Annotated in this window: 9 protein-coding genes; all 9 read right to left on the minus strand. The window is 44.4% G+C overall.

The features are described from left to right. Positions 1-21 precede the first annotated feature (21 nt). Complete coding sequence (locus ECA1_RS00580; RefSeq protein ID WP_060791436.1) at positions 22-1485, minus strand: glycoside hydrolase family 43 protein; 1464 nt, start codon at positions 1483-1485, stop codon at positions 22-24. Further along, positions 1486-3756 (minus strand): alpha-xylosidase, encoded by a 2271-nt coding sequence (gene yicI / locus ECA1_RS00585; RefSeq protein ID WP_060791437.1) that lies wholly within the window; start codon positions 3754-3756, stop codon positions 1486-1488. After that, on the minus strand, positions 3753-4652 hold the full coding sequence (locus tag ECA1_RS00590) for an ROK family protein (RefSeq protein WP_060791438.1): 900 nt from the start codon (positions 4650-4652) through the stop codon (positions 3753-3755). The genes yicI and ECA1_RS00590 overlap by 4 nt, the downstream gene beginning before the upstream one ends. Positions 4653-4796: 144 nt before the next feature. Further along, on the minus strand, positions 4797-6224 hold the full coding sequence (locus tag ECA1_RS00595; RefSeq protein WP_060791439.1) for a 6-phospho-beta-glucosidase: 1428 nt from the start codon (positions 6222-6224) through the stop codon (positions 4797-4799). 10 nt (positions 6225-6234) lie between these two features. Continuing rightward, positions 6235-8085, minus strand: a complete 1851-nt coding sequence (locus ECA1_RS00600) for a beta-glucoside-specific PTS transporter subunit IIABC (RefSeq protein ID WP_060791440.1) — start codon at positions 8083-8085, stop codon at positions 6235-6237. Between the two features lie 111 nt (positions 8086-8196). Next, the gene (locus ECA1_RS00605) at positions 8197-9027 is read right to left on the minus strand and encodes a PRD domain-containing protein (RefSeq protein WP_060791441.1); all 831 of its coding nucleotides are present in this window, start codon (positions 9025-9027) and stop codon (positions 8197-8199) included. A gap of 361 nt (positions 9028-9388) precedes the next feature. Then, positions 9389-10795, minus strand: a complete 1407-nt coding sequence (locus tag ECA1_RS00610) for a response regulator (RefSeq protein ID WP_060791442.1) — start codon at positions 10793-10795, stop codon at positions 9389-9391. Positions 10796-10831: 36 nt separating this feature from the next. Then, positions 10832-12298 carry a glycoside hydrolase family 1 protein gene (locus tag ECA1_RS00615; RefSeq protein WP_060791443.1) on the minus strand — a complete coding sequence of 489 codons (1467 nt, stop codon included), beginning with the start codon at positions 12296-12298 and terminating at the stop codon, positions 10832-10834. Positions 12299-12439: 141 nt separating this feature from the next. Further along, positions 12440-13747 carry a xylose isomerase gene (xylA, locus tag ECA1_RS00620; RefSeq protein ID WP_008380597.1) on the minus strand — a complete coding sequence of 436 codons (1308 nt, stop codon included), beginning with the start codon at positions 13745-13747 and terminating at the stop codon, positions 12440-12442. Positions 13748-13841: the final 94 nt, after the last annotated feature.

Here is a 13841-nt window from a genome sequence, read left to right on the forward strand (position 1 = left end):
CGAAGAGGGGCTTTTCATTGATTAGAAATCCCGCACATGAACGGTTTGTTGTGGTGAAGAGGCGCTGGCATAGCAGCCTACCATGATCCCAGTAAAGACACCGCCAACTTCAGTAGTCAGATATTTTGTTTCTCCCCTACCTAAAGGCTGTGCTTGTCCTTGCTCATCAACAACAGAAAAACGATAAGTTTCTTTATCGGCGCTCAGCTGCAAGGTGACTGTATCTGCTGCATAAGGCAGTTTCTTTTCCACTTTCCATAGGGAACCGATTTGTCGACGGAAAACTAGCTGCTGACTGGACGCCGTTTTTTCCAAGTAGCCCTCATAGTGATGGGTGGCATTTAAGAAAACCGTCAATCCCGCTTGTCCATCCGTTAGTTGCCGACAATCAAAGGTTGCCTGAAATTGTTGCTCAAAGGCGGTTTGCCGTTGGAACACTGCGGCGAGTTTGCCTTGATCAGACAGACCCGTCTGATTAGGATGCAGCAAGAAGCCATGTGGCTCTTCTTCAATCAACGCAGAGTCCCATTCGAATAAAGTCACGTAATCAGGCTTGCTGCTCTTCTTTTGTGTTTCCTTTGGTGTCGCCGCTGTGTCTACCTGAATGGTTTCTGGCAAGTGACCTTCCTCGCCAAACACCGGCCATTGGTTTGACCAGTCCACCGGTAGCAGGCATGTTTCCCGCCCTAACAAATGCCTCAAAGGATAGCTGATGGGGCGTACTGCTAGACAAACTGCCCACCAGTTGCCTTTAGTATCTTGCACGAGATCCGCATGCCCTGCGGCTTGCAGTGGCAGATTCGTACTGCGATTGGTCATCACTGGATTGTGGGGATATGCTTCATAGGGTCCCGTCAAGGAACGGCTGCGGGCCATGGTCAGCATATGCCCATAGGACGTTCCGCCTTCGGAAATCAACAGGTAGTAATAACCGTCTTTTTTATACAAGTGGGGGCCTTCTGGATCAGCCGCTCCGCTGCCCGTCCAAATGTTTTGGCGCGGGCCTAGTTCTCCAGAAGCCAAATCGATCGTCCGCAGATAGATCTCCTTATGGGTGCCTAAGTAATAGGTCTGTCCATCGTCATCTGCGAAAATCGTCGGGTCGATCCCAGGGGTGTCCAGCCAAATCGGGTCAGACCATTCACCAGTGATGTCATCCGTCCAGATCAGAAAGTTGCCTTCTACTCCTTCGCTTGCGCCAACGTTGGTACAAACGAGGTAAAAGCGGCCCTTGATAAAACGCAAGGTTGGGGCATATAGACCAAAAGCATTGGGGTTTTTCGTCGATAGCTGCAGCTGCTCAGGTCGCGAAAGTCCATGACCAATCAGCTGCCAGTCTGCCAAGTTTTTACTGTGATAGATTGGTAATCCAGGAAAATATTCAAAGGTACTCGTCACCAGATAAAAGTCTTCACCGACACGGCAAATACTGGGATCGGGATGAAATCCAGGCAAAATTGGATTCGTAATGGTTCGCATGGGCATCTAGAACTCCTTTATCGTGGTTTGGTCAGCCGTTAGCTCATGGCTCGTTTTTCCAGAAGTCGTGTGTATCTGCAAGGATGCTTGCTGGATGCCAGTCAGCTTGACGATCAGTTCTTGATCGACTCTTTCGACAGCCACCTCGCCAAGCCACTCACCGTGGTGATCATAGATAGCGGCAGCGGTCTTGTCTTGCGGATCAAAGAGATGGATCGTTGGATGTTGGGCATAGTCATAGACTGCTTTGGTTTGTTCATGGCCTTCGATAATGACTTGATTTGGTCGGACTAACAGTGGCAAGTGGAAATAGTCATAGGTTTCTTGGTACCAGCGTCCGCCCTCGTAGGCTTTGCCAGATAAATAGTCGATCCAATGCCCCTTCGTTTTCGGTACGTAAAAGGAGACTGTTCCTTGATCATTAAAAATGGGCGCCACTAAAAGGTGTTCCCCCAGCATGTATTGGCGATCCAAATGATGGGTCATCTCGTCTTCAGGAAACTCTAAGACCATTGCCCGCATCATCGGAATCCCCGTTTGAGCGGTTAGCACCGATTGGGCTTGCAAGTAAGGCATCAAGGACAGTTTTAACTTGGTAAAGGCTTTAGCTACCGCCACGGCTTCGTCGTCATAGACCCATGGCACTTTGTATTCCCAGCTGCCATGGTAACGGCTATGGGAAGACAGCAGACCAAATTGTGTCCAGCGCTTGTAGAGGTCTGGAGTTGAGCCAGCTTCAAACCCTGAGATATCGTGGCTCCAATACCCAAAGCCGCCTAACCCAAAGGACAGACCTGCCCGCAGCGACTCTGCCATCGATGGATAATCTGAGGTGCTGTCGCCGCCCCAGTGTACAGGCAAGCGTTGTGAACCAACCGAAGCTGCCCGCGCAAAAACGATGGCTTCTTCTGCTCCCTTGACTTCTTTCAGCAAGTCAAAGACGACCTTATTGTATAGATAGGCGTAATAATTGTGCATTTTTTCTGGATCAGAGCCATCATAGTACACCGCATCGGTGGGAATCCGTTCACCAAAATCCGTTTTGAAGCAATCCACACCCATGTCTAATAAGGCACGCAGCTTGCTGTTGTACCAAGCGATCGCTTCAGGGTTGGTGAAGTCGACGACCGCCAAACCAGCTTGCCATTTGTCCCATTGCCAGACATCTCCATTGGCGCGTTTCAAAAAGTAGCCATTCGCCATCCCTTCATCAAACAAGGGTGATTTTTGCCCAATGTAAGGATTGATCCATACACAGATTTTCAATCCTTTGGCTTTCAAGCGCTGCAGCATTTTTTCAGGTTCTGGGAAAGTTCGTTCGTCCCATGTGAAGTTGCACCACTCGTATTCTTTCATCCATAAGCAGTCAAAATGAAAGACCTCAAGAGGGATATCACGTTCTGCCATACCGCCTACAAAAGACGTCACGGTTTGTTCATCATAATCCGTCAAGAACGAGGTACTTAGCCATAACCCAAAGGACCATGCAGGCGGCAGCGACGGTTTTCCCGTCAAATCAGTGTAGCGCTGGATCACTTGTTTCAGCTCATCACCAGCAATCACAAAGTATTGTAGCGATTGTCCTGGATTGCTGAATTGAACACGCGAAACTTTTTCACTCCCCACTTCGAATTGCACCCGATCTGGTGAATTGACAAAGACGCCATACCCTTTATTACTTACATAAAAAGGAATATTTTTATAAGCTTGCTCTGTACCAGTGCCCCCGTCGGCATTCCAAATATCAACACTTTGACCATTCTTCACGAAACTAGTAAAGCGTTCCCCTAAACCATAGATCGTTTCTCCCACATCCAGAGTCAACTGTTCGCTAATATGGGTATTTGCTTGCGGATCGATCACTAGGGCTTTGCTGCGAGGCTTGCTTTGGGTAATCAGCTGTTCTTTGTAATAAAACGAAGCTGTCACATTTTCCTCTTTGCTGATCACGACTTGCAAGTCTCCGGAGCGAAAAACATAGGATTGCTCGTCTTCTGAAATATCAGGAGTGATCTCTTCTGTCATCAATTCAAAATCGGGGGCTTTGGCTTGGACCCCTTTATAGTTATAGAGGGTGATCCCAATGATATTGCTTCTAGGGGTAGTGACTTCCATCGTTAACAATCCGCCATCCAGCGTTGCCCCTTTATGTCCGACATAGCTATAAGGCAGATATAAAACCAATTTGTTTTCTTCTTTACGGGCATCGTAGACATGCACCGCAAATTTCACATCAAATCCTTCACGAAATAACCAACCGCCATCTGAAAATTTCATTTTTTTCCTCCTTGTTGGATCAATGTCAACGCCCCTAACAGACCAGAATCATTATAGTAACGACAAGTCTCGATCGGCACTTGGAAATCTGGCCAATGGGGGTTCTCATTGATTGCTTGTTTGATTATAGCTAATAGATCAGGGTGTTGGCTGATGCCGCCGCCGATCAGTATTTTTTCGGGATTCATCGTGACAGCTAGGTTGTAAATCGCAAGTGCGACATAACGTGCCCACTGTTTCAGGATCTCCTGCGTTTCAGGATCACTCGACCACTGCTGCATGATGGTTTCACCTAAAATCTCCTCTGATTCAGGAATCGCTTTTGCCCGCCGATAGGCAGCAATCAGTCCTCTCGTTGAAGCTAGATCATGGAGGGTCGCAAAAGAAGATGCTTGAAAATCAGTGATCATCATTCCGAATTCTCCTGCCCGAAACCCATTGCCGTGAATCAACTGGCGCTGATGAACGAGCGCGCCACCAATACCGGTGCCTAATGTGATCATGACAAAATCTTGTACGTCAGCAGCATTGCCGGTAGAAAGTTCTGCTAAAGCAGCACATTTCGCATCATTTTCGATCCAGATCGGATAAGACTTGGTTAAACGCTGCTGCAGCTCTTGTACGACAGCACAGCCGTGTAAAGGAGCCAACGCCCCCGCCATGATCGCTCGGCCATTGACTGAATCAATGAAACCAGGAAAACTCAGCCCGATCCCTTCGATGATATGCACTTGCTCGACTTCTTTTATTTTGGCAGCTAAGGCAGCAAAAAATTCATCCCGCGTATTACTCGGGGTTTTGATTTTGCCTCGGTCCAGCCATTGATTCTTCTCGGTAAAAACCCCGAATTTGATATAGGTCCCCCCTACATCAAAGCACAGGCGTACATCTGTCATTTCTCCTCCTCCGTTCGAAAAGCGCTTACAGTTTCATTTAAATTATATAAAAGAAAAAAAAGAAAGCCTACTTCTTAGAATAGACTTTCTTACTATAAAAATTAGCTTTTTTCTGTCTCCGATAGGCAATAGGATACTTCTTTTTTATTTCAGCATTGCTCCATTTGAAGCAATGACTTCCTTATACCAATCAAAAGAATCTTTCTTGATTCGATCAAACGAACCATTCCCTTCATTGTCACGGTCTACATAGATGAACCCATATCTTTTTCGCATTTCACCTGTAGTAAATGAGATGAGATCAATACAGCCCCATGCTGTATACCCAATCACATCAATGCCGTCTTCCTCGATGGCAAGCATCATTTGTTTGATGTGTTCAGCTAAATAGTCAATCCGTTCGGGATCATGAATGCCGGTTTCTGTCATTTGGTCATTAAAACCAAAGCCATTTTCCACAATAAAAATCGGCAGTTCATAACGGTCCTGCAAGAGATTCAGCATATAGCGCAATCCCATGTGGTCAATCGTCCAGCCCCATTCCGTCATCGTTGCATAAGGATTCGTTGTTAGCACACTGCTGCCCAACAAAGGATCATGTAGATAGTTTGCATCTGAGCGGGTAGATACTGTATTGCTTAAATAATAAGTAATACCGATATAATCAACGGTGCCGTTTGCCAAATCATCAAGATCGGCTTCTGTCACATCGATCGTGTACCCTTTTTTCTGCCATTCATTGAGTATTCTTTTTGGGTAGTGTCCACGGACATGTACATCTGTGAAATAGAGTTGATTATTATCTTCTTGTTGTGCTAACAATTGATCACGAGGATCAGAAGTCAGCGGGTAATTAGGTGTGGCAGCTAAACAGCAGCCAATTTGAAACTCAGGATTGATTTTTTTCGCAGCTGTGACGACCCGAGCTGAAGCAACAAACTGATAGTGAGCGGCTTGGTACATGCCTGCTAGTTTCTCCTCATCCTCGTCAAAGATCACACCAGAATTGGTAAAACTGTAAATTGGATTATCGATGATCCGCTGATTGTTGATCTCGTTAAATGTTAGCCAATACCGCACTTTTTCTTTGTAGCGTTCCATTACAGTTTGCGCAAAACGTTCAAAAAATCCGATCATCTTTCTGTTGCGCCAAGCCCCATAGGTTTCAACTAAATGATAGGGCATCTCGAAATGAGACAACGTCACAACAGGTTCTATTCCATATTTTTGCATCTCGTCAAAGACCTGATCGTAAAAATACAGCCCTTCTTCGTTCGGTAGTTGTTCATCTCCTAAAGGAAAAATTCGTGTCCATGCGATACTGATTCGCAAAGCTTTGAAACCCATTTCCGCAAAAAGTTTGATATCTTCCGGGTAACGATGGTAAAAATCAATGCCTTCATGATTCGGGTAATATTCCTCAGGCAAGATTGTGTTGGTAATTTTCCGAGGCCGATCTTTCGTTCCTGCTGTCATCACATCGGCAATACTGATCCCTTTCCCGCCTTCTTGCCAAGCACCTTCCACTTGATGAGCGGAGATCGCACCGCCCCATAAAAAGTTTTCTTTCATTTTCAAACTCCTATCCTTCGTTGTTTACGGTAAACAGAATCCCTTCTGCTTCAATTGTTCCGGCCGTTGTTTCGTACTCGATTACTGTATCTGGCCCACAATTTGTAACGATCACGGGTGTCGATAATTGATAGCCTTTATCCAGAATCGCCTGCCGGTCAAAGGTCAACAAACGATCTCCTCGTGCAATTGTCGCACCATTTTCGACGTTAACATCAAAAAACTCACCATTTAGATTCACGGTATTCAATCCGACGTGGATCAATAATTCAACCCCTTGATCAGATTTAATACCAATCGCATGCTTAGAAGGGAAAACAGCAACAACAGTACCTGCAAAAGGTGCCCGAATGATTCCTTCATCGGGGATGACCGCAATTCCTTGTCCAGCGATTCCGCTGGCGAAGACATCGTCTTCCACTTCTGCTAAAGGCATCACTTGTCCTTTTACCGGTGAATAAATCGGAGTTGCTGCATTGGTTAAGATACTTTCTACCTCTGATTCAGGCTCTGCTTCAAATTCTGTTAGTTCACTTTCCTTCACGCCAAAGAAATAAGCCAGTAAAGCTCCTGACAACAATGAAACGGTGATTCCGATCAGATAACCCACCAAAGGACTGTAAACAGGCAAGGAAAAAATATTATGGAAAACATACGCATTCATCGTCACACCAAAAGCGCCTAACACTGCTCCGCCTAAACCACCGGAAATAGCTACGATCGGCAAAAGTCTTTTGTAACGAAGAATAATCCCATAGACGATGGGCTCTGTCACGCCGGCAAAGAAGCCAGTCAAGGCAACTGGGCCTGCCAAAGCCCGCATTTTCGAATGTTTTTTCGCTCGTAAGAAGAAGCCAACTGCAATCCCGATTTGAGCAAAAACAGCGGCCAATGCCATTCCTTCAATAGGGTCTCCACCTAATCTTGTCAGATTATCTAACGTTACAGGTGTAAAGCCCCAGTGCAAACCAAACATAACCATGAAGGTCATCCCGCCGCCTAAAACGATGCCTGAAAGGATCCGGCTTTTTTCAAATAACCACATTACACTTCCTGATAAAAGATCCCCGAAAAAGGTGCCGAATGGACCAAAAAGGATAACGGTCAATGGAATCATGATCATCAAACTAAGCATTGGTACGGCAAACAATTGAATGTCTTTATAAATAATCTTTTTCAAAAATTTATCTACAAATTGATAAATAAAAATAGCCGCAAAAATCGGAAATAGGGTTGTGGCATAGTCCACGGCTTGAACTGGTATCCCCAAGAAATTTGTATTTTCCACGCCAATCAACCCAGTAAACTGAGGTTCCAACAATGCTGCACCAATCACGCCGCCAACGTACATGTTGGCACCTAATCTTTTCGACAACGTGATCCCTAAGAAAATCGGTAAAAAATAAAATATTGCATTACTCGCAGCACTCAAAATGACATAAGTAGAAGATTCTGCTGATAACCAATTAAATTGGGTCAAAACCGTCAGCAGTGCTTTTAGCATCCCCGAACCTGCTAGAGCAGGAATTAAAGGAGAAAAAGCACCTGAGATAATTTCAAATACGGCGTTCAAATTAAAACCTGTTTTTTTCGAAGAACCTGTTTCTTGATCTGATAACCCAGCCATAGCTGAGATCGTCGCATAGTAATCTGATACATTGCTGCCGATTACGACTTGATATTGTCCTCCGCTTTGTACAACAGACATCACATAGGGCAGTTTTTGAAGTTCCCCTTTATTGGCCTTGGCGTCATCCTTCAAGCCAAAACGCAATCTCGTTGCACAATGAACCAAGCTGTCGATATTTTTTTCACCACCGATCAAGCGAATGATCGCGGCACTTTCGTTTTCAAATTTCATAGTTATTCTCCTTTTGCGTATAATAAAAAGCGTGATCTAGAAGACACCTCAAACAAAAGACTCGTTTGAGTGCTCACTCTAGGTCACGCCTGCTTTATCAGTAACGATCCGTTAAGATGCCAATCGATTTAAATGTAAGGTTAAATACAACACTTCATCTTCAGTGATTTCCCACTGATACCTATTTTCCAGAAATTGCTTGATTTTCATAGCACACTCATAATCCAACGGATATTTCAGTTGAATCACATCTAATAAACTAGACGCTGGTTGAGCTGGTAGCTCATTGCTCATCTGTCGTTTAACAAAGTAGCGAATGTGAGTGATGAATCGGGAAAAATAAATAGAGTCTTGTCTGAATTCTTTGCCATAATGATAATTGATGATCGTCAAAATATCTTTCATGACTTTGGAAATCAGCATTGTTTCTTCCATTCCGTTGTTATCGCCTAAAAAATTCACGAAATGCTGCGTAATAAAAGCAGCCTCATCTTGCGGAATATTCAGATGTGTTCGCTTTTGCATCAGCTCAACCGCTTGAAGACCAATTTCATATTCTTTCGGGTACACCTGCTTTAATTCCCATTCTAGGGGTGTTTGAATTTTCATCCCTTCTCTTGCTCTCGTCAGAGCAAAACCGATATGGTCTGCAAGTGCCACTAGCAGTGCAGGATTGCTTTCGCATTGAAACGCTTCCTCAAACAATTTTAAAATATCGCTGGCCAGTTGCAGATCACGATATTCAATCCGTTTAAGCAGCTGTTCCAAATCTGCAATGCTTTTTTGGTCGTTAATGATGAATCGCTTTTCTATTTTCTTTTGATCGACAGTGTCGCCTGGCTTCAAACCAAAGCCGATGCCACTCCCCATCACAACTTCTTCTTGGTGATTGTCGTTCAGGACTAATGAAGCATTATTATTAAATACTTTGACGATTTCCATGGTCAACACCTCCTAAAATAAAACAAAAAAATAACGTCACCAACTAGCTATGATCTTTTTCCAAAATAAACGAATGGAGAAAATCTCATACCTGTGGTCACGCCTGCATTATCAGTAACGATCCGATGCACTTACTATACTTCAAAATGAAAACGACGTCAATAGCTTTTTTAAAGCATTTTCTTGTATGAGCTTCTGACGAGATTATTCAAAAAAATGGCGACAAAAAAGACGTGTTGTCTCTTGCTGCCGCCATGCGAACCTGTAATGCCGCTTTTTCTTTTCACAAATTTCTCTTTTCATTGCCTATGCGATGGACTGTTTTCCTGAAAAATAGCTGCTCATGTATCAGCGAATTTTCTTATGTTTTCCGAAACTCATTCGGTGAAACCTGATGGTATTGTTTGAACTTTTTGTAGAAATAATCAACATTGCTGTAGCCCACCAATTCAGCAACTTCGTAGACCATTAGATTGGAATGACGCAAGATTTCCACCGCTTTTTCCATTCGTACTTCATCCAAGAACGCCAAATAATTTTTCCCAGTTTCTTTGCGAAACTTCTTGCCTAGATAGGCACTATTGTAATTGAAACGTTCCCCGATTTTTTTCAAGGTCAAATCTTCTTGATAATGCTTTTTCGTGTATTGGATCAATTCTGCAATGATATCGATTTGGTTCAAACTGCTGGCGACGGTTGCTTGCAAGTCTGTTAGTTTTGCGGTGATCACCTCTTGCAGCATTGGAAACGTCTGGGCGAGAAAAATCTGCTGATGCACTTCGTCTGTCGACCATTCGATTGCTAAGGCTACTTTTTCACTGATTTGATGCTGCAGCCATTCGATGTCACCATTGATTTGCCATTTGATCTCTTCTTCCAATGCCAATGAATGATAAAAGGTTTGATAATAGCGGGATAACGGCTGTTCTAACGGATCGTTTGCCAAAATCGCCTTAACTAATTCTTCACGCAAATCACTTCGTTCTTCTGCTTCTTGCGTCGTATCCAAAACATGGTGAGAAATGACTTGATTGGGAAATAAGAAAATCAATTTACTTAATGTCTGGATATCGATCATCAATGGCTTCAAGTTATCTTGCGCCGCAAACCAGCGGGAGATCAAGATTTCTTGGTGAGCCATTTTTTTACGGCACCACGCATCGATCGCCTCGTCGGGAAAGCGCTCCTCGTTTAACAGAACCAAATACCGATGATGTCGATGGATCAAGGTGACGACTTGCGCCACTTGCTCCTGCAATTTCTCAACCAGCTTTTGGGCATCTGCCTCCTCGGAAAGACGCAATAGCTTGATGGCTTGTGCGTCTTTGATTCCCGTTTGATCCCCGCCAAACAATTTCTCCATCAACTGACTCTTCTGATTTTTCTGCTGATCGGTCTTGGCTTTTTGATCGATTTTCGTCAAAATACCGATCAGCTCTTCTTCGTCAACTGGTTTCAGCAAATAGGTCACAGCGCCCAGTTGCAACGCTTGTTTGGCATAATCAAAATCTGAGTAGCCGGATAAAATAATGGCAAAAAACAAAAGCCCTTCCTCCGATGCTGCTTGCACCATCTCAAGACCATTTTTTCCCGGCATACGGATATCAGCGATCACAACGTCTGGCTTCAATTCGTGGATCATTGCCAAGCCAGCTTCGCCGTTTTCCGCCGACCCGACGATTTGATACCCCAGACGTTCCCAATCGATGATCAGAGGCAGTCCATTTCGGATCGATGCTTCATCGTCAACGATCAACACTTTACGCATTTTCCAACCTCCATTTTCAGCTACTCCTTCGTTACATCATGTTTCACTTGTCAAACTTGCCCCGTTGGTGCGAATCACCTCTTGATACCAATAAAAACTATCTTTCGGGATGCGCGCCAACTGACGTTCGCTTTGATTGTCGCGATCGACATAAACAAACCCATAGCGTTTTTTGTATCCATTCAACCAACTCAGTAGATCTGTAAAGGACCAAGCACAATAGCCGATCAGCTCAACCCCATCCGTGATGGCCTTTTGCAGTTCCACCAGATGTTCCTGCAAATAGGTGATGCGGTATGGGTCATGGATCTGTTTGTCTTCTGTCAATTGATCGATAGCGCCTAACCCATTTTCAGTAATAAAAATCGGCAAGTCATAATTGGCTTGGATGCGCCGCAAGGCTACACGGAAACCAACGGGATCGATCTCCCAGCCCCAATCTGTTTTTTTCAAGTGAGGATTTTCTGCTGTCGCAAACATGGTTTCTTCGGGTGAGAACTCACCAGCTGCCGCTTGCATCAAATACGGATCGACTTTAGAAAATTCTTTCTTTTCAGCTGACTGCTTTTGCAAATTGTTTTGCTGGGCCGTCCCACCGTGATAGTAATTGATTCCTAAGAAATCAGGTTTTGCCTGTTTTAATAGTGCTTGATCTTCTGGAGTGACTTCAGGAGCCAAGCCAACTTTGGCTAATTGCTTGTACACAAATTTCGGGTATTCGCCTTTGCAATAGACATCTAAAAACCATGCGTTGTTGAAGGCTTCGCCATTTTCTGCTGCTAGCACATCTTCTGGGTCACAGCTAAACGGATACATCGGTCCATAGCCAAAACTTGGACCGATCTTGCCCTGAGGAACCAGCTCATGGAACAAATTGATCGCCTTAGCATTAGCAAGGTTGATGATATGATTGGCTGCATACATCCGTTTTAAGTCCTTCAAGCCCGGCGGATGTGCCGCCCAACGGTACCCAAGAGAAGTGAAGACATTTTGTTCATTCATGGTGACCCAATAGGTGACTTTCTTTCCTAGGCGTTCAAAAAGGATCCGGCAATACCGTTCAAATGCTTCTGCTGTTTCTCGGCCTTCCCATCCTTGGTATTTGTCTTGCAAAGCCTGGGGAAGGTCCCAATGATACAGCGTCAAAATCGGCTCTACTCCTTGCCGAAGCAATTCATCCACCAGCTTTTCGTAAAACGCCACACCCGCTTCATTGACCGCGCCTTCGCCATCAGGCAAGATTCGCGACCACGCCACGCTGAAGCGATAGGCTTTCAAGCCCATTTGCTTCATCAAGGCAACATCTTCTTTGTACCGATGGTAGTGATCGATCGCCACTTTGCCGTTGGTTTCCTCAAAAGTATTGCCAGGAATTTGGGCATAGGTGTCCCAAATCGACGGACCTTTGCCGTCTTCTGCCCATGCTCCTTCAATTTGATAGGCCGCCGAAGCTGCCCCCCATAAGAAGTTTTCTGGGAAAGGATCTAAGTTTGTGTGAAACATCAAGTTGCCTCCTTCATTTCCTAAACCGAAATAAATCGGTTACATTTTATCGTATCATAATTTGGTTGATTCGTAACAATTGCCAAAAGATATTTTTTAGGTGAAAAAACTGCCGCTCCTCAGAACGACAGTCGTTTCTTATTAAAACAGGTAATCATTCAAACGAGATTTCACATATTCAATGTGGCTGGATTCTAATTCGATTTGATCATGCGCCAATGCGTAATCTGTCAGTGTTTCTAAGTTTTCCTCATCAGCAACGATCTTCGCTCCGATGCCTTCTTGGAAAGAGGCATACCGTTTTTCCTTCAACTCGTCTAAGAAGCGGTCTTCTTTTAGTTTCGCTGCTGCTTTCAACGCTCGGGCATACGTATCCATACCAGCGATGTGGGCTAACAACAGATCTTCCATTTCAAATGACGAACGACGGACTTTAGAATCGAAATTGATTCCTCCCGGTGCGATGCCGCCGTTTTCTAAGACTTCGTATAAAGCGAGTGTGGAGTCAAAGACGTTGGTTGGGAATTCATCCGTATCCCACCCTAACAGCATATCTCCTTGGTTGGCATCCAGTGAGCCTAATGCGTTATAGCTACGGGCAACGGCGATTTCATGTTCAAAGGTATGGCCAGCTAATGTTGCATGATTGGCTTCTAGGTTTAATTTGAAATCTCCTTCTAAGCCGTAGTGCTGAATGAAGGCCATCGTTGTCGCTGCATCAAAATCATATTGATGTTTTGATGGTTCTTTTGGTTTCGGCTCTAATAAGAACTGCGGTTTATGACCGATTTTTTCGCCATAAGCGATCGCCATTTTGAATAGACGGGCGATGTTGTCTTGTTCAAATTTCATGTCTGTGTTCAACAAGGTTTCATAGCCTTCACGACCACCCCAGAAGACATAGTTTTCGCCGCCTAATTTTTTCGAGATGTCTAAGCCTTTTTTGACTTGGGCTGCCGCATACGCATAAACTTCCGCATTATTGGTGGAAGCAGCGCCGTTATTGAAACGAGGATGTGAGAACATATTTGCTGTGTTCCATAATAGTTTGATTCCCGTTTGTTCCATTTTTTCTTTGATTAAATCGGTGATTTCGTCTAAGTTTTGGAAAAATTCTTCTAACGTTTCTCCTGCAGGTGCCACGTCAACATCATGGAAACAGAAGAACTCTGCCCCTAATTTTTCGCAAATCTCGAAGAAGGCTTCTACTCGATTTTTCGCCGTTTCCATTTCGGTGTCACCAATCCACGTCCGTTTGTTGACGGGTGCGCCGAAAGGATCAGAGCCGTCTTGCGTCATCGTATGCCAATAGGCGATTGCAAAACGTAGATGATCTTTCATTTTCTTGCCTAAAACAACTTCTTCGGCATCGTAGTGGCGAAATGCAAACATATTGTCTGTTTTAGGACCTTCGTAGCGGATTTTTTCGATCTCTGGGAAATAAGTCATTGTTGTTGCCTCCATTTTATGTTTTTTAGTGTAATAAACTAACTTACTTGTTTCCAATCATTTAGAACCAAAAACGATTCCTCGCTTTGATCAG

Origin of the sequence: Enterococcus casseliflavus NBRC 100478 (assembly GCF_001544095.1) — a bacterium.
Lineage (GTDB): Bacteria > Bacillota > Bacilli > Lactobacillales > Enterococcaceae > Enterococcus_D > Enterococcus_D casseliflavus.

Coding starts and splice junctions, on each gene's coding strand:
- ECA1_RS00615 (WP_060791443.1), bottom strand. CDS start 12,298: ATGTTTCACACAAACTTAGATCCTTTCCCAGAAAACTTCTTATGGGGG.
- ECA1_RS00595 (WP_060791439.1), bottom strand. CDS start 6,224: ATGAAAGAAAACTTTTTATGGGGCGGTGCGATCTCCGCTCATCAAGTG.
- yicI (WP_060791437.1), bottom strand. CDS start 3,756: ATGAAATTTTCAGATGGCGGTTGGTTATTTCGTGAAGGATTTGATGTG.
- xylA (WP_008380597.1), bottom strand. CDS start 13,747: ATGACTTATTTCCCAGAGATCGAAAAAATCCGCTACGAAGGTCCTAAA.
- ECA1_RS00610 (WP_060791442.1), bottom strand. CDS start 10,795: ATGCGTAAAGTGTTGATCGTTGACGATGAAGCATCGATCCGAAATGGA.
- ECA1_RS00605 (WP_060791441.1), bottom strand. CDS start 9,027: ATGGAAATCGTCAAAGTATTTAATAATAATGCTTCATTAGTCCTGAAC.
- ECA1_RS00580 (WP_060791436.1), bottom strand. CDS start 1,485: ATGCCCATGCGAACCATTACGAATCCAATTTTGCCTGGATTTCATCCC.
- ECA1_RS00600 (WP_060791440.1), bottom strand. CDS start 8,085: ATGAAATTTGAAAACGAAAGTGCCGCGATCATTCGCTTGATCGGTGGT.
- ECA1_RS00590 (WP_060791438.1), bottom strand. CDS start 4,652: ATGACAGATGTACGCCTGTGCTTTGATGTAGGGGGGACCTATATCAAA.